17 protein-coding genes are annotated in these 17,793 nt (G+C 40.1%); 14 read left to right on the forward strand and 3 right to left on the reverse strand.

Annotation, left to right across the window (positions count from 1 at the left end):
* Window positions 1-4 precede the first annotated feature (4 nt).
* From lspA to FW757_RS01030, 11 genes are all read left to right on the forward strand, one after another.
* Window positions 5-505, forward strand: coding sequence for a signal peptidase II (gene lspA / locus FW757_RS00980; RefSeq protein WP_145237265.1), 501 nt, complete (start codon window positions 5-7; stop codon window positions 503-505).
* Window positions 502-942 carry an FKBP-type peptidyl-prolyl cis-trans isomerase gene (fkpB, locus tag FW757_RS00985; RefSeq protein ID WP_145237262.1) on the forward strand — a complete coding sequence of 147 codons (441 nt, stop codon included), beginning with the start codon at window positions 502-504 and terminating at the stop codon, window positions 940-942. Before lspA ends, fkpB begins: the two co-directional genes overlap by 4 nt.
* Window positions 942-1,871: a 4-hydroxy-3-methylbut-2-enyl diphosphate reductase gene (gene ispH / locus FW757_RS00990; RefSeq protein ID WP_182717083.1), complete on the forward strand. Its 930-nt coding sequence runs from the start codon at window positions 942-944 to the stop codon at window positions 1,869-1,871. The genes fkpB and ispH overlap by 1 nt, the downstream gene beginning before the upstream one ends.
* Before the next feature lie 38 nt (window positions 1,872-1,909).
* Window positions 1,910-2,950, forward strand: a complete 1,041-nt coding sequence (locus tag FW757_RS00995; RefSeq protein ID WP_446440755.1) for a sensor histidine kinase — start codon at window positions 1,910-1,912, stop codon at window positions 2,948-2,950.
* On the forward strand, window positions 2,947-3,648 hold the full coding sequence (locus FW757_RS01000; RefSeq protein WP_446440756.1) for a LytR/AlgR family response regulator transcription factor: 702 nt from the start codon (window positions 2,947-2,949) through the stop codon (window positions 3,646-3,648). The genes FW757_RS00995 and FW757_RS01000 overlap by 4 nt, the downstream gene beginning before the upstream one ends.
* Window positions 3,649-3,781: 133 nt before the next feature.
* On the forward strand, window positions 3,782-4,342 hold the full coding sequence (gene pilV / locus FW757_RS01005) for a type IV pilus modification protein PilV (RefSeq protein WP_182794082.1): 561 nt from the start codon (window positions 3,782-3,784) through the stop codon (window positions 4,340-4,342).
* 1 nt (window position 4,343) lies between these two features.
* Window positions 4,344-5,330: a PilW family protein gene (locus FW757_RS01010; protein WP_182794083.1), complete on the forward strand. Its 987-nt coding sequence runs from the start codon at window positions 4,344-4,346 to the stop codon at window positions 5,328-5,330.
* On the forward strand, window positions 5,318-5,800 hold the full coding sequence (locus FW757_RS01015; RefSeq protein WP_182794084.1) for a pilus assembly PilX family protein: 483 nt from the start codon (window positions 5,318-5,320) through the stop codon (window positions 5,798-5,800). The genes FW757_RS01010 and FW757_RS01015 overlap by 13 nt, the downstream gene beginning before the upstream one ends.
* Before the next feature lie 17 nt (window positions 5,801-5,817).
* Window positions 5,818-9,006, forward strand: a complete 3,189-nt coding sequence (locus tag FW757_RS01020; protein ID WP_182797458.1) for a pilus assembly protein — start codon at window positions 5,818-5,820, stop codon at window positions 9,004-9,006.
* 437 nt (window positions 9,007-9,443) lie between these two features.
* On the forward strand, window positions 9,444-12,599 hold the full coding sequence (locus FW757_RS01025) for a PilC/PilY family type IV pilus protein (protein ID WP_404687415.1): 3,156 nt from the start codon (window positions 9,444-9,446) through the stop codon (window positions 12,597-12,599).
* Between the two features lie 192 nt (window positions 12,600-12,791).
* On the forward strand, window positions 12,792-13,226 hold the full coding sequence (locus FW757_RS01030) for a type IV pilin protein (protein ID WP_182797447.1): 435 nt from the start codon (window positions 12,792-12,794) through the stop codon (window positions 13,224-13,226).
* 89 nt (window positions 13,227-13,315) lie between these two features.
* On the opposite strand, the gene FW757_RS01035 is transcribed toward FW757_RS01030, so the two are convergent.
* Window positions 13,316-13,855: a GspH/FimT family pseudopilin gene (locus tag FW757_RS01035; RefSeq protein WP_182794087.1), complete on the reverse strand. Its 540-nt coding sequence runs from the start codon at window positions 13,853-13,855 to the stop codon at window positions 13,316-13,318.
* A 75-nt stretch (window positions 13,856-13,930) separates the two neighbouring features.
* Window positions 13,931-14,476 carry a GspH/FimT family pseudopilin gene (locus FW757_RS01040; RefSeq protein WP_446440791.1) on the reverse strand — a complete coding sequence of 182 codons (546 nt, stop codon included), beginning with the start codon at window positions 14,474-14,476 and terminating at the stop codon, window positions 13,931-13,933.
* A gap of 196 nt (window positions 14,477-14,672) precedes the next feature.
* On the opposite strand from FW757_RS01040, the gene glnB reads away from it, so the two are divergent.
* The gene (glnB, locus tag FW757_RS01045; protein WP_145237227.1) at window positions 14,673-15,011 is read left to right on the forward strand and encodes a nitrogen regulatory protein P-II; all 339 of its coding nucleotides are present in this window, start codon (window positions 14,673-14,675) and stop codon (window positions 15,009-15,011) included.
* Between the two features lie 82 nt (window positions 15,012-15,093).
* On the opposite strand, the gene FW757_RS01050 is transcribed toward glnB, so the two are convergent.
* Window positions 15,094-15,855, reverse strand: a complete 762-nt coding sequence (locus FW757_RS01050) for an outer membrane protein assembly factor BamD (RefSeq protein WP_149980797.1) — start codon at window positions 15,853-15,855, stop codon at window positions 15,094-15,096.
* A gap of 141 nt (window positions 15,856-15,996) precedes the next feature.
* Here FW757_RS01050 and rluD point away from each other — a divergent pair, with 141 nt between their 5' ends.
* Together rluD and pgeF are read left to right on the forward strand one after the other, a co-directional pair.
* A complete protein-coding gene (gene rluD, locus FW757_RS01055) occupies window positions 15,997-16,974 on the forward strand; it encodes a 23S rRNA pseudouridine(1911/1915/1917) synthase RluD (protein ID WP_145237221.1) in 978 nt (325 codons plus the stop codon).
* Between the two features lie 9 nt (window positions 16,975-16,983).
* The gene (pgeF, locus tag FW757_RS01060; protein ID WP_145237218.1) at window positions 16,984-17,709 is read left to right on the forward strand and encodes a peptidoglycan editing factor PgeF; all 726 of its coding nucleotides are present in this window, start codon (window positions 16,984-16,986) and stop codon (window positions 17,707-17,709) included.
* Window positions 17,710-17,793: the final 84 nt, after the last annotated feature.

The following is a 17,793-nucleotide window of genomic DNA, read 5'->3' on the forward strand; positions in this document are numbered from 1 at the left end:
GGAAGTGAGCAAACTAGCCCAAAAAAGTGGTTTAGTGTGGCTTTGGTTAAGTTTGCTACTTTTAGTAGCAGACTTTGCCAGTAAAACACTGGTTGTTAAAACCATGAATTTACGCGAATCAATTGATATATTGCCATTTTTCAATCTAACCTATGTTCATAACTATGGCGCAGCTTTTAGTTTTTTAAGTGAAGCGGGTGGTTGGCAACGTTGGTTTTTAAGCGTTATTGCTATTTCAATCAGCGTATTATTGATCTGGTGGCTAAAGCGTTTACCTGCCACTAATAAAATTTTATGCAGTGCTTATTCGTTAGTATTAGCGGGCGCAATTGGCAACTTATATGACCGTATCAGCCATGGTTATGTGATTGACTTTCTACACTTTTATTATGAAAGCTGGAATTTCCCTGCGTTCAATATTGCCGACAGTGCGATTTGTATTGGTGCCGCATTATTATTATTTGATGCCTTTACTGGCGAAAGTCCTAAGGAGCAAAAAGCATGAGCCAAGCAGTTATAGGTGAAAAATCAGAGGTTATTTTTCATTTCTCAATTAAGCTATCGGATGGCTCTGCGGCAGATTCAACCAAAGTGCATAATAAGCCTGCAAAATTAACGATGGGTGATGGTAGTCTAACGGCTAACTTTGAAAAATGCTTATTTGGTTTAGCGTCTGGTGACAGCAAGTCATTTGAACTTGAGCCAGAAGATGCTTTTGGTCAACCAAACCCAGATAATATTTACTATGTAGACCGTAGTAAGTTTGGCCCAGAAACGCCGGCAAAAATTGGCTCTATTATTGCGTTTACTCAACCTGATGGTACCGAATTACCAGGAGTTGTTCGTGAAGTGCAGGGTGAGTCTGTGACCATCGATTTTAATCATCCGCTTGCAGGTCAACGTTTAACTTTTGAAGTTGATATTTTAGAGGTGAACGGGTAATGGAAATTTTATTGGCAAATCCGCGCGGTTTTTGTGCGGGAGTCGACCGTGCGATTAGTATCGTTGAACGTGCGTTAGATATCTTTGAAAAACCGATCTATGTGCGCCATGAAGTTGTCCATAACCGCTACGTGGTAGATGGTTTGAAAAGACGTGGTGCGGTGTTTGTTGAAGAATTGGATCAAGTGCCAGACGACAGCATTGTTATTTTTAGTGCCCATGGCGTGTCACAAGCTGTACGCAGTGAAGCTAAGCGTCGAGATTTAAAAGTATTTGATGCAACATGTCCATTGGTCACTAAAGTGCATATGGAAGTGACCCGCGCTAGTCGTAAAGGTATCGAGTGTATTTTAATTGGTCATCATGGTCACCCTGAAGTTGAAGGCACCATGGGGCAATACGATAACGCTAAAGGTGGTATTTATTTAGTTGAAACGCCTGAAGATGTTGCCAAACTAAACGTGAAAAATCCAAATAACTTATTTTATTGTAGCCAAACTACATTATCGGTAGATGATACCGCAGATGTTATAGATGGCTTAAGAAGTAAGTTTCCAGCGATTGATGGCCCACGTAAAGACGATATTTGTTACGCCACACAAAATCGCCAAGATGCGGTACGTGACTTAGCTGATAAAGTAGATGTGTTATTAGTTGTTGGTGCTAAAAATAGCTCAAATTCAAATCGGTTACGTGAACTTGCTGATAAAATGGGTACTGTTGCTTACTTAATTGATGACGCCAGTAATGTTGAAGATCAATGGTTTACTAATGTCAATGCGGTTGGTGTTACCGCGGGTGCATCAGCCCCTGAAGTGCTTGTACAACAAGTGATTAACCGCCTTAAAGAATTAGGCGGTAAACAGGTTATTGAAAACCCAGGCGAAGTAGAAAATATCGTATTTGCTGTACCCGTTGAGCTACGCTAACCTTAGCGTACTGACAGGACATTTTTAAGGAGCGCGCAATGAGCAAGTCGGTGCAAACCAATACTTTGCTTTTTGCGGCGCTGTTTAAAGAACGCGGCGTACTTGCTACTTTAGTCGTTGCGCAAGTTATCGCCACTATACTAGCTTTCGCTCCTGCAACTGCGGATGATATTTGGATCCGCCTCGGCGGGATCAGCCTGTTTTTACATCTCACATTTTTGTCTAGTCTAACTTGGCTTTACTTACTACGTAAACCACTTGCATACTTGAGTCAGCCTTGGCAATTAAGTGCTTTAATGGCTTCATTACTACTTACAACGGCGGTTTTCAGCGGATTGTTAGTGGCCTATGGAGGCGACTTTATTGCACAACAACATACTTATCAGTTTATTTTAAGAAACTTATTAGTCGCTTTTTTAGTCACCGCATTATTTATTCAATTTTTAACTATTCATTTTGAAAAAGACCAGCAAACTAATGCGTTGGCTCGCGCAGAGCTAGATGCCTTACAGGCACGTATTCGTCCGCATTTTTTATACAACAGCCTCAATACCGCAGCGGAGCTTACACATTATGATCCTCAAGCTGCAGAGCAAGCGATTTTAGCGCTCGCGGCATTATCTCAAGCGGCAATGCGAGTGGGGAAAGAGACTGCACTAAGTGATGAAATAGCACTGACTCAGCAATATATTGCGCTTGAAAGTTGGCGGTTTGCTGATCGTTTACAAGTCAACTGGCAATTACCGGAGCAATTGCCAGAGATAACTATTCCGTGCTTAACATTACAACCACTGCTAGAGAATGCTGTTTGTCACGGTGTTGAGCCTTCATTGACTGGCGCTATAATTTATGTCGAGTTACATATTAGTAAACGCTCGTTAGTCATTTTAGTTGAAAACCCAATCTCGTCGCAGCAGCAAAAACGCTCAGGAAATGGTATGGCACTGAATAATATTCGCCAGCGGTTAGATCTTTATTATCAAGGTCATGCAAAGCTGACAATGACAACACGAGGTGATATTTTTCGGGTCAAGTTAGTGCTGCCCCTGGTTATTAATAATGCCAAGGAGCAAGCATGAAGGTACTCATAGTTGATGATGAGCCATTAGCACGTGCTCGCTTACAGCGATTACTTGCTCATTACCCAGACTATAACCATGCAGCACAAGCAAGTAATGGCAACGAGGCTTTGCAACAAGTGAAGCTGCAGGCTCCTGATATTGTATTTCTGGATGTTGATATGCCTGCTATGAGCGGTTTAGAAGTTGCAACACAATTGAATAAGTTGTCTGTCCCTCCAGCTATTATTTTCGTCACCGCTCATCCTGAGCATGCCTTAGAAGCATTGCAACTCAGTGCTGCGGGTTATTTAGTAAAACCTGTGACGGAGCAAAATTTAGCAAAAGCAATAGATCAACTAGGCCGTTTAACGCGCGCCCATCTACAAAAGCAACGTCCAGCGGCAATCAGTTATCAACTTGCAGGCGTGACCAGAAGTGTGGCGTTAGCAGAGGTATGTTATGTGATAGCGGAAGATAAATACACGCGTTTGATATTCACTCACGGCGAAGCACTGCTTGATCAAAGCTTAAAGCAACTTGAGCAGGATTATCCTACACAGTTATTACGAATTCACCGCAAGATAGTGATCAATCTGTCCCGGCTAATCGCTCTAAAAAAAGCTGAAGATGGCAGTCATGTGGTTTTATTAGAAGGTTGTAGTTGTTTATTACCAGTAAGTAGACGCGCCTATAAATCAGTAAAAGAGCATCTTTAAACACATTAAATTTTGCAGCAAAAATGCATAGTTAACCATTCATCAACAAATATAACCGTTCATCCTAACCCATCTTGTATCTACATATTATTAGCATATCCTTATAATCAGATAGTTTTATATTGGGTGTACTATGAGGTCCATCAAGCATACATCGCAACATGGTTTTACGTTAATTGAGGTTTTAATTGCGTTTGTGATTTTAAGCTTTGGCTTGCTCGGTGCGGTCGCACTACAAGCAAAAGCAAAACAAGCCAGCTTCGACTCTATGCAACGAGCAGCAGCAGTTGCTTTAGGTAATGACATTATTCAACGGATACGAGCAAATGACCGAGTTGCGTCAATCACTCAGTATAATGGCACATTCACCAGTAACACAGCACTTAAGCAGTCTAGAACATGTTACACCGACACATGTAGCTCAGCTCAAATAGCTGCTCTAGATCGCCAACAATGGATCCGTGCAATACAAGCACGAGAAAATACCGGCGCTTTAGACGGCGCAACTGTATGTATAGATAATACAGCTGTAGCTAATAGTAATGGTAAAGCGTTTGATATTGAAGTCGTAGTTAGTTGGCAAGGGCGCCAAGAGATCACCGCAAATGCAGATACCCAAAAGCTAGCGTGTGGCGAGAATAATAATAATCGTCGGATCATGGTATTAAAAAGTTACATTTACTTAAGGAGCTAATATGAAGCAGCAAGGTTTCACTTTAGTTGAAATGATGGTCGCATTGTTTATCGGTGGTTTAGTGCTTGGCGGAGTGATGTTCACTTATATCAGCATGAAAGTAACGACTAGAGATACGATGACGATCGGCGAGTTACAAGAAACCGGTCGTTTAGCGCTGAATATTATGCAACGTGATATTGAGCAAATAGGTTTTTGGGGTACATTTTATGAAGATTCATTTTCGAAAGAAAACACGAATACATTAGCAAATCCGACTCCGGATTGTTCTGAAGGTCTTAATAATGGTAGTTTTCCTGTTTTTAGCGCAAACAGTAATTTTCGTTCTGTGTATGCTATTGAATCTACAGGCGGTGCACAGCTTAACTGTATTCCAGATTCACAAGATAATACCGATATTTTACAGGTGAAGTTTTTAGAGGGTTTACAAATTGCTCCTGCCGATACCAGTTCCAACATGTACTATTTTATTGCCGAGCAAGAGCGTGCTGAATTTAGACGTGGGCCCATTGCCGCTGGGACTATTAACGGTAATGCGACGATTTGGCGTTATCGCCATCATGTTTATTATATAGACGAACAACCTTTTCAATTTAATGGTGAAAATATCGATGTACCAGTACTGATGCGTCGTCGTTTAACCCCAAATGGTGGCATGAATCCTGAAACCATCATGGAAGGAGTTGAAAATATGCGGTTTCTATTTGGTTTAGATACCAATAACGACAACCGCGTGGATACCTATCGAAGCATTAGCAAAATGACACCAACAGATTGGGAAAATCGCCGAGGTATTCTGACTGTGCAAGTATTTATTTTAGTGCGAGCTCTTCATGAGGATGCTGATTTAAATCAGCTAAACCAAACGTATACTTTGGGTGAGGATGCAGATCAACGAGTGCTTAGGTTTAATGATCGGTTTCGTCGGGCTTTATTTACAACAACTATTCGTTTAAATAATGTGGGGGCAAACTTATGGCGCATTTAAAATTTGCAAGCAAACAACAAGGTGTGGTGTTAATTATAGCGCTCATCATGGTAGTTGCTGTTACAGGTATTGCCGTGACGCTGATGAGCAGTAGTAGTGTTGATATGAAAATTACCAATGCAGCCTTTGAGCGCGAAGAAGCAGAAAATGCTCTCATGGGTGATGTACAACAAGTCATTGCTACTGAAGCAACTCAAGGTGGCACAAGCCATTTTTTATACACGCAAGCTCAAATACCCGGTGGCACTATTGAGTTACCTAAAATTGACGATACGACAAATATAATGAGTAATTTAAATAATGGTGTATTAGATTTACCTTGTCCTCGAAAATTTAATTTTACAGCTGGCATTTCGTGCAACATGGTGCAAGTGAACAGCACTATAACGTACGGCTCAAAAAGCAAACATACTATAACAGTAACGTCAGGCATCGCCCAGGAAATGGCAAGTTTGAATACTGGTGGCTAAGTGAGTGAGTAAAGATGATGAAGTTTAAAAAGTTAGTTACGAATATTTCACTCAGTATTGCGGTACTCTTGAGTATGCAAAGCTATGCTGAAGACATTGAATTATATGTAAATCATAATGTTAAAATAAATGAAAAGCCGCGTGTCCTAATAGTTTTCGATACCTCTGGTAGTATGGCATTTTCGACCAAAACCGGTAATAGTTGTGGTTATAATTACTCATCAGGGAAATATACACTATGTTCCGACAGCCGCTTAGGGGTTGCTAAAAATGCTATCTCAGACTTAGTTGACGATAATGAGGACATTGATTTTGGCCTAATGCGCTTTAATGGCGATAATGGTGGGTACGTGATGGCGCGTTTAGGCTCATCACGTAAAACTGTGCTCGATGAAGTGAAAAAATTACCTGCTGATGGTGCAACACCTCTAGCGGAAACCCTGTGGGAAGCCTATTTGTATATTACAGGGAGCTCTGTTTATTACGGTACTAATACGAATGATCGTGACTTTACCGCTGAATCGGGTCGTATATATAAATCACCCTTCGAGCCAGTTAAAGGTGAGCCTGAGCGTTGTGATAATTCAGTCAATATTATTTTGATGACCGATGGTGACCCATCGAATGACTCGAATCGCAACGGTGATATTAATAATTTACATCGTTATTACTTTAATAATAGCAATGGCCCCGTTGTAAGTGGTAGCTATTTAGCGGCATTAGCTAAGGTGATCCATGGTACTAAAGATGTAAAAATCGATTTATATCCAAATACACCAAAAGTAGATGATATTGGCCGTGTTTATGCAATCGGCTTTGGCTCTGGAATGAGCGCAAGTGGTAAAGACTTACTGGATCAGACTGCCAAGCTGGGTGGTGGTGAGTATTTACATGCTGATACCTCAGAGCAGCTATCTGAAGCATTAAAGAATACTATTACCCAGATCCGGTCGGTGAACGACACTTTTACTTCACCTTCTTTAGCAAGTAACAACGTTGACCAAACTCGCAGTAGAGAGTCAATTTACTACGCGATGTTTTACCCTGAATCAGGTGCACGTTGGCGTGGTAACTTAAAGAAACTGAAAGTTAAAGGCGCTGAAATAGTTGGTTTAAATAATCTTCCTGCACTAAATGATGATGGCCTTATTGATAAATCGACCAAGACTTTTTGGTTGCCAAGTAATGAAGAAGCTGATGGCAATAATGTACAACGTGGCGGGGTAAATTCTCATTTATCACTGCTAGCGCAACGTACACTCTATACAGATGCGGGAAGTAGTGGTTTAGTAGAGTTTAACAATAATGCACTTACTTCAGCCTTGGGGAGCACTTTGGCCCTTGCAAATAGCTTTGGTATAAGTAGTACAAATATTTCAAGTACCATTGATTGGGCAAGAGGGATCGATGTTGATGATGAAGACGGAGATGGCTCTCGTCGCGATCAACGTAAAGACATATTTGGCGATCCACTGCATTCAAAACCAGTCACTGTCGATTATGGTGATGGTGATGTTCGAATTTTGATTGGTACGAATGCAGGTTTTTTGCATATGTTCCAAGATAAAGACGACAAAGTTAATGAGACATGGGCATTTATTCCTAAAAGTCTTTATAAAATCATTGATCCGCTTCGCAATAACCAAGCCGATACAAAAGTCTATGGTGTTGATGGACCTATATCGGTATTTTTTGATGATAAAGATCGTGATGGTAAAGTGAATGGTAGTGACAGGGTTTGGGCTTTCTTTGGCTTACGTCGAGGTGGTAATTATTATTATGGATTAGATATTACTAACCCTAACTCGCCAAAGTTAATGTGGACAATTCAAGGTGGAACAGGCGATTTTAAAGAGTTAGCGCAAACGTGGTCTGAACCAACAGTGTCATTTATTAATTTGACCGGTTATAAAAACAAGCCCGTGCTGATTTTTGGTGCAGGTTATGATACTAACAAAGATAATGTTGCTCGCACTAATGATAAGAAAGGTCGCGGTATTTTTATTGTTGATGCGCAATCGGGCAGCGTGGTTTGGTCGTTGACACCTGAAAGTGGCTTTAAAGGTGAGCACAGTATTGCCGCCAATATTAGTACACTTGATTCAGATTATGATGGTTACGTAGATCGTATCTATGCAACAGATACGGGAGGTGCGGTATGGCGAGTGGATATGCCCTCAGATAATCCTAATGATAACACTAACCCGTGGAGCCACTTTAAATTAGCCGATTTAGGCAATAGTTTGGCTACGCAAGATCGTCGTTTTTTCTATAAGCCAATGATTGCGCGTACTATGTACAGTAAAGTAACAAATACCACAACCAATGGTAAAACGGTGGTAACACGTCAAGATACGCCGTTTGATGCGGTGCTTATTGGCAGTGGTAATCGCTCAAAACCGACGGCTACCTCAGTTCAAGATCAACTATTTATGATCCGCGATAATAATACTGTTACTAAGTCGTTTATTGATAATGCGATCCCTACAGCGATCACTGCGAACGATTTGATGAACGTAGATAACGATCCGTTTGGTAACAGCTTAGCTGATATTGATAAGTTCACTGCACAAGAAGTGAAGCTCAGTAACAAACGAGGCTGGTATTATAACTTACCCGCAACCGGAGAGAAATCTTTAGCTGCTCCAAACGTTATTGGTGGCGTTGCATATTATACGTCTTACACACCTGCATCAGCGACAGAAACCGTTAATCAATGTTCACTAAGTGGTGGCAAAGGTGCTATGTATGCTTTTCACTTACATTATGGTACTAAAGTGTACGATCAATTAAGCTTCACAACCAGTAATGATGTGCCAGACACACCTCAGTTATATTTTGGTGAAGGACCTTCGTGTGTTGATAAGAATAATAATGGAAAATGTGATGCTGAGCCAAAAAATAAAGATCCAGATAATCCAGATAATCCAGAAGATCCAGATAATCCTAAAGACACTGAAGTAGATGTAAAAAAACAAAGTCAGTTTTTACTAATAGGTCCAGGCATTAAAAAGCCTATTTGTACAGATAACTGTGATGAAAACCCTGGCAATCCTTTTAAACCCAAAGAAGTTCTTGGTCCTGGTATTTCATTTGATAAAGATGGCAAAATTAAACTTGTTAGTGATGCCGTACCAATTGGCTTTGGTTTTAAAACACAACAAACTTTTATCTATAAGCGCGAAGTAAATGATAACCATAAGTAGCTGTTAGTATTTTTAAATACACGGCTTGCTACGAAATGTAGCAAAGCCGTGCTTTACTCTTCTCTTTTAGTAAGTCTGAATAAAGCAATGCACATTTATTCTCATCATGAAAAGTATTAGATTAGAAATGTTAAACGGTATTGAATAATCTTCCATAAGTCATTTATTCTTAAACATAGAGTTAGCTCAACCATCATTCCTCGAAGATAAATTAATCTAAAAAACACCATAATATCTGTTGTTATATTATTTTAGTCTAATCAATTAGGTATAGTTAAAAATGATTTGCTGTGCTTTTTTTGTACAAAAATGTGATTGATTTATGTTGTTAAATCTAAATTCTATGCTGTACTAAAGTAGTACTCAGCAGGATGTAGAGACGTCTTCTGTATGAGTTTTTGTATCTAAAAGATTCTCACATGGATAGGATGGTCGCTATGTCTCAGTTCACTCATGGAGTTACAAGTCTTCTATTAGGCATTTTACTTTTTTTAACCAGTCAATTTAGCATTGCTGATGATATCGAACTTTATCATTTAGAAAGTAATGATAAGCCACGGGTATTACTTGTGTTTGATAACTCGCTAAGTATGGCTTTACCTATGCACAGTAATAAGCACTGTAAAGGACTCTTAGGAGTAATCAAGTTATGCCCAGAGACACGGCTTTCAGCGGCAAAGAAAGCGATGAAAAAGCTAATCAATGATAATCCTGATATTGACTTTGCACTTATAAAATCGACTGGCCCACTAAGCTTAAATTTAAGTAATATGCTTAACATAGATGGTTTATTAGTAGGCCCTGCTGGTGGTTATGTAGCACATGGCTTTGGCGCTGATCATGCTGATATTATTGATACAATAGATAATTGGAATCTTCTTTCCTTAGTTAACTTAAGCCCTATGACTGAAATGCTACATGAAGCTTTACTTTATTTGCACGGCCGACAAATAGGTTATGATCACCTAAATCTGTTAAACCTAATTGATATTCGTATTCAAAAAAAAGGGCAGTATATTTCTCCCTTCAAGTTGTTAGACAGCTTTGCTCTGCCCTGTGAAAGCCGAGTGAATGTAGTATTGATCACTGACGGTATATCACTTACCGAAAGTCTTCCATTGTTAGATAATAGCCGAGTGAACGATATTAAACAGCTTCATCAAGCTATGTATGGATATCCAGCTGTAAAATTTAAAAATACTTACTTACCGATAGTTGCTAAGGTTCTACATGGCCAAGGAATTGATGACTATGACGCTTACCCAGAAACTACAATAATAGATACAATCAAAATTCACACAGTAGGATTTGGTTTTGCTATGCCTCTTTATGCAGAGCAAGTATTAATTGAAACAGCAAAGCAAGGTGGCGGTCAGTATTTTTTAGCTGAATCAATAGATGAACTTGATGATGCTTTTGCAGCTACGATGAAAACGGTACGTGATGTGGATGCTAATTTTACTTCACCTGCTATTGTCGCAAATAACGCTGATAGAACTCGCCATCTAGATAGTATTTATTTAACAATGTTTCGACCAGAACTAGGACCTCGTTGGCTGGGTAACTTGAAGAAATTAAAAGTCTCTGGTACGCAAATCATCGATGCTACAGGTAATATCGCTTTGGATGATGAAGGTAAAATAAACCAAGATAGTCGCACTTTTTGGCTTCCTGGAGGCGAACCGAATGATGGAGCGGAGTTGCTTGCAGGAGGAGTCAATTATTGGTTATCAGAATATGCAGAACGAACTATTTATACGGATACCCTCGCTGGTTTAGTGCCTTTTACATTTGCCAAATTACAAGCTGATGTAGGTAAGCTTGATGAGTTATTTAATGAATCGCCATTACAGTTAGAGGCAACTATAAACTGGGCTAGAGGAGTCGATGTTGATGATGAAAACAACAACGATAATCGAACCGAGTCACGTAGTAATATCTTTGGTGATCCTCTACACTCAAAACCAGTCGCAATTGATTATGGTAACGGAGATATAAGGATTCTAATAGGCACAAATGCTGGCTTTTTACATATGTTCCAAGATAAAAATGATACATTAGCTGAAAGCTGGGCATTTATACCTCGTAGCCTTTATGGCATTCTCAAGTCCCTCAGAGTTAATCAAGCAAACCGTAAAATTTATGGTGTAGATGGTCCTATTAGTTTGTTTATAGACGACAAAAATAGTAATGGTATTATCAATGATGATGATCGTGTTTGGGCGTTTTTCGGGCAACGTCGAGGTGGACGAAATTACTATGGACTTGATATATCGAAACCAGACTCACCGAAACTTCTTTGGAGTAACCCAATTCAAGGGGGAAGGGCTCCTTTTAAAGAGCTAGGGCAAACTTGGTCTAAACCTGTGGTGACTTATATCAAATTAGCAGGCTTTGAAAATAAGCCTGTACTAATTTTTGCCGCAGGCTATGACACAAATAAAGACAATGAATATTTACATTCAGATAACCAAGGACGAGGAATCTATATTGTAGATGCTAGTACTGGCGAAAAAGTGTGGTCGTTAACACCTGAAAATGGCTTTAAAGGTGTCGATAGCATTGCTGGCGATGTAGCTGTATTTGATGCAAATTATGATGGTTATATTGATCGTCTTTATGCTGCTGATACGGGAGGTAATGTGTGGCGAGTGGATATGCCAGAGGGCAAGTTATGGACACATTTTAAGCTTGCCGAGCTCAGTGGTAATGGAGCCGCTCAAAATCGGCGTTTCTTAAATCAGCCTATGGTTGCTAGGACTGTATTTAGCCGGGTTAGCCGTGTTTTTTATAATGGTGAACAACTTAAAGTACGTGAAGATATCCCCTTCGATGCTGTGTTAATCGGCAGCGGTGACCGTGCAGCACCAATGGCTTCGGACGTTCAGGACCAACTATATATGATTCGGGATATTAATACTGTGACAGGCAAGTTTGTCAATGGTATACCAGAACCGATTAAGATTGACCATTTAATGGATGTCAGTTCGGATCCATTTTCGACTAAACTCGACGATATTGAGGGGTTTAATCAATTAGAGGTGGAGCTGAGTCGCTTTAAAGGTTGGTATTACAACTTACCTAAGTTAGGTGAAAAGTCTTTGGCAGCTGCGACCGTCATAGGTGGGATTGCCTACTTTACAAGTTATACTCCAGCTGTTGCTACCGAAGCTCAGCAGTGTATAAATAGTAGTGGGCAAGGGGCAATGTATGCTTTTCATTTACATTACGGAACCAAAGTATATGAGCAGTTAGCTTATCTAACCCGCCATGAATTACCAGATACACCACAGCTCTACTTTGGAGCGAGTGAGCAATGCGAAGATAAAAATCATGACAAACTTTGCGATGATACGCTGGAGCCAGTCACAGAGAAAAGTCAGTTTCTGCTTGTTGGACCTTGGCTGAATACCAGCCAAATGAAAGGATCAAAACAACCTAGCGAAGCTTTTATACCTCAAGAGCTTTTAGGACCAGAGCTTACCTTTGACGAAAATGGTCACATAAAATTGATTAGTGATACATCAGTTCAGGGGTTTGGCTTTAGGGTTCGGCAAACCTATGTATATAAGCAAGATATTATTTCTCAATAATCTCGGAATTGTTAGTCAGAATTACCTGTGTGTTTTATTATGAATGACTTGTGTAGAGTTTATGGCGCTGGGAGTGTGCTTTAACTCAGCCAATAATTGCATTCAATGACATACGGACCTATGATAGTGAATATATTTGGTTACAGTGCATGGCTTTGTATATAACCAATCTAGATATAAAATGAGAAGTAAATGGCACGACTAATAAAAGCACAAAAAAATGGTTTTACCTTGATAGAGTTAATGATCACTGTAGCAATACTGGGTATCATCGCATCTATTGCATTACCAAGTTACTTTGAACATGTGAAACGTACAGCACGTACAGAGGCGATAACCTCGCTTCTTGATGCTGCAAACAGACAAGAACAATTTTTTGTTGATAATCGTCAATATACCACTAACTTGGCTAATCTTGGGGTGGCAACACCAACAGAGCATGGTTTTTATACTATTAAGGTTGAAGTGGACAATGATGAAGGCACATTTAGTTTTACTGCAACGCCAGTTGCCGGGCCTGTATTACAGGATGACGACTGTAAATCATTCACTATTGATGATACGGGGCTGAAAACAGCAACAGGTGCAATCGGTAAAACTAACCCAGGTAAATGTTGGGGGAAATAACAGTTAACTTTACAGGTCTATTGCAATCAAAATTACTCTAGTTAGCGTTGAACAAATTGCTTGGGGAAGCTTTGAACCGATAATTTAGATCAGTGACTCTCTTGACATTCTTTAGTGTCTTTTAAGGTTGTTTTACCTGTCGTACTTACTGAAATAGCAAGGCCGGGCAGAGTTGCAGATTCATATTCAGCACAATATACAAAAGTACCATTATTAAACCCTCTAGGGGTGCCATCTGGTCGATATGTGACTGCATTACGTGGGTAAGTGAGCATATCAGATTCATTAATCGCCGCAGTGACGAAAATCACAGTGTCATCAGCACCAAATACGCCAATTTTACCTTTATCTACAAAAACAGTTAGCCCTTGATGCCAGCTATTACTATCGCATATAGATGATTCTAAAGCGCAAACAGTTATTTGGCTATTTAAAGAAATAGCCTTATTACGAGCTAAACTCAGCGTTCTTTTTATCTGCTGGGTATAATTTTCCAGCCGTGTTTTTACAAGGAAAGGTTGAACGTGGAAAAGAGCAAGGTTAGTAATGATCGCGATGATGCTCAACACGACCATTATTTCAATAAGCGTGGTGCCATAGTTGGGATTGCGTTGAGTTATTTTTCTCATCCATGAGAACTCTTTGAGAATATCTATTCTAATGTTAGTTGAGCTTGGAACAGTTGCAAGTTCAACTAATATTATTTAATCACAGGTATTCGCAGTATCGCCATTATATAAAGCTGTACCAGATTGACTGATTGTCAGTGCTTTATTGTTTTTATTATCTTTATTTGGACAATAGATAAATGTACCAGGGTTAGAGGTAATACGGCCACTTGCATCAAATCTTAATGAGCTATCCCCCGAAAATGTTAATTGATTATTGTCAGGGACTTCTTCCATGACTCTGAGAATAGTTTCGCCTTGCTTTGGATTATAATCACCATTACCGTTGGCATCATGAAATACAAGTATAGTGCCGTCACTCCAATCATTTAAGCAGGTCACTTTTCTGTCTCTTTCTATTCTAGTTGTATCACCACTGCATACGACGATCAGTGAATCCGTCCCCGTTGCTTTTGCGCGAGCAAAGTTGAGGTTACGTTTTAACTCCAGCAAATAATTTTCAGCTCGGTTGTTTTCAAGCATGTCGCTGCTATTCCAAAAAGCAATTGAGGCTAAAATTCCGACTATCGCAAGGGTGACCATCACCTCAAGTAGTGTAAAGCCATGTTGTTGTTTGTTCATGTTCACCTCTGGTACTGGATTGGCGCTGAGTAAATCAGTGCACTTTGAGGAACTTATCTTAAACATAATTGTTCCAATTGATATAATCATACCATTGCTGACGATTAAATCACCGTAATTCAATTGCTTTGTTTGCTATGAAGTGCAGGATTGTCTAAAATCGACTCAATTGGCAATATAAGAGTAGCGACTAATAATGAAGAAAATTGAAGCAATAATTAAACCATTTAAACTTGATGATGTTCGTGAAGCGTTGTCTGATGTCGGTATTACTGGCATGACCGTCAGTGAAGTGAAAGGTTTTGGCCGTCAAAAAGGGCATACTGAGTTATATCGTGGAGCTGAATACATGGTTGATTTTTTACCAAAAGTAAAACTTGATATTGTCCTTGGTGATGACGATGTTGACCGTGCTATTGAAGTGATCGTTAAAACAGCACAAACAGGTAAAATTGGCGATGGTAAGATTTTCGTCACTGACGTTGAGCGTGTGGTACGTATTCGTACTGCTGAAGAAGATGAAGACGCGATTTAATTTATTATCTGAGATTAAAAGTCAGACATAAAAAAGGCGCTACTTATAAACAATCAGTAGCGCCTTTTTTGTATATGTTAATTTATTTCTTTTTATTTAACTCACGGGTCATTTTAGCGTGTTTACTTAATTCTGGTAAACCAAGCTTGTTGTAGCTTTTTTCCATCATTTCCAGTGCATTATCTAAGTAACTACTTTGAGAATAATGCTCTACGACGTACTTACCGCGATTTGCTGCTGCTAAGTAAGCTTCACGTTCATAGTAGTAATCAGCAACTTTCAACTCGTAACGTGCCATTTTGTTGAGTAACCAAACTAAACGTCTTTTTGCTTCAGGAGCATAGCCACTGTCAGGGAAGCGATTGACTAAGGTTGATAAATCAGTAAAGGCAACACGGGTACGATTAGCATCACGGTCGGCTCTATCAACACCAAAATACTCTTGGAATGCGTTTTTATCGGCTTTAATATTTACTAAACCACGCATGTAGTACATATAGTCTAAATCTTTGTGGTTTGGATTTAGGCGAATAAAACGGTCAATTGTTGCAAGCGCTTGTTCAGTATTACCCGCTTGGTAATGGGCGTAGACTAAATCCATTTGTACTTGTTTTGACATAGGCCCAAACGGATAGCGTGAATCAATCGCACTCAAAAGCTCAATTGCACGCGCGTACAAGCCTGAATCAAGTGTTTGTTTGGCATCATCATACAACGCTTGCGCTGATTTATTAGGAACGCGTTGGATATCTTCTGCATCAGGTGCTGACGAACAGGCACCTAAACCAAGTAATGAAACTGTAAAAACAATGGCGAATGCACGTTTCCCTATTCTATTTATCATTTTATTTGTTACCTTCGATGTCTTCGGCTAGGCCAAGTGGGTAAAACCGAGTAAACTATGCTTATTATATAATGCTTTTATTAAAAGCGATTCTAACCCAGTCGAGCACAGCTTGCACTGGTAAATTGGGTAAAGTTACTAATGTCAGAGCAAATTTCTCTTCAAGCCGAGGTGCCAACTGAGTTAGGCGGTAAACGTCTAGACCAAGTATTGGCGCAATTGTTCCCTGATTATTCACGTTCACGTATAAAAACGTGGATTTTGGATGATAAAATCACCGTGGATGGTGAAATTTTAAACACCCCGAGAGAAAAACTCTTTGGTGGTGAAACGGTCAATGTTGAAACTAGCATTGAAGCCCCACGTGAATATCTAGCGCAAGATATCAAATTAAACATCGTTTATGAAGATGATGATATTTTGGTTATCAACAAACCTATGGGTTTAGTTGTGCACCCTGGTGCCGGTAATCCTGATGGCACAGTGCTCAATGCATTGTTGCATCATTATCCAGATATCATTAATGTTCCGCGCGCAGGTATTGTGCATCGTCTAGATAAAGATACTACCGGTTTGATGGTGGTAGCTAAAACAATTCAGGCGCAAACACATTTAGTTAAAGCATTACAAAAGCGTGAAAATTTCACGCGTGAATATGAAGCAATTTGTAATGGCACAATGACAGCGGGTGGCATGGTTGAAAAACCAATTGGCCGCCATCCTACGCAGCGTACACACATGGCTGTGCATGAGCAGGGCAAACCAGCAATTACGCATTTTCGAGTTGCTGAAAAATTCCGTGCGCATACGCGATTACGTCTTCGTTTAGAAACTGGCCGAACTCACCAAATTCGTGTGCATATGGCATTTATTAATCATCCATTGATTGGTGATAAAGCCTATGGCGGTCGTCCACGTCCACCAAAAGGCGCAACACCTGAATTGTTCCAAATGTTACGTGAATTTAATCGTCAAGCATTGCACGCGGTAAAGCTAAGTATCGCACACCCAATTACGGGTGAAATGATGACTTGGCAGGCGCCAATTCCTGATGACATGGTTGCCATGACGCACGTACTTCGTGAAGACACCAAAGCTAATCCAAATATCGATTTTTAAGCTGCTTTAATGCTTTATCCTAATTGGACAGCGCCAACCAATGTAGGTGCTCTCAGTACAACTCGTCAGGGCGGTGTATCGCATGCGCCTTTTATGAGTTTAAACTTAGGCCTACATGTGGGCGATGATCAGCAAGCGGTATTAACGAATCGCGCACTTTTAGCTGCTCAGCTTCCTAAAGCACCGGTGTGGCTTAATCAGATCCATAGCAGTGAAGTCGTTGTTGTGGATGAGTATTTTGACCCACAGGCTAATTATGATGCGGATGCGCTGTATACCCGATTAAAAAATCAACCACTGGCAATTATGACAGCAGATTGCTTGCCGGTTTTACTTACCAGTGAAAGTGGTGATGAGGTGGCTGCTATTCATGGTGGCTGGCGCGGTTTGCATGCGGGTATTATCGCTAATACTTTGCGTCACTTTAGCAGCCCTGCAGAACAAATTATAGCGTGGTTAGGTCCTGCCATAGGTGCTGCAAAGTTTGAGGTTGGCAGTGAAGTAAAAGCGCTTTTCTGTGAACAATCAGCATCTCATCACACTGCATTTGTGGCGCAGGCGGATGGTAAATATTTAGCGGATATTTATCTGCTCGCAACCACACAGCTTATTAATCTAGGCATAAGAAATATTAGTGGTGGTGAGTACTGTACAGTTAGCAATAGCGAACAATTCTTCTCATACCGTCGAGATGGTCAAACAGGCCGTATGGCTTCTTTGATCTGGCGCAAGTAATAGTCTATTCAGTGAGTATATTTTCTCCTAAGCCTTGATCAAAGTGCCGAGCATACCCATTAATTAAGTAATTAGTTTTTTTAA

This window comes from Pseudoalteromonas sp. 1181_04, assembly GCF_052850545.1.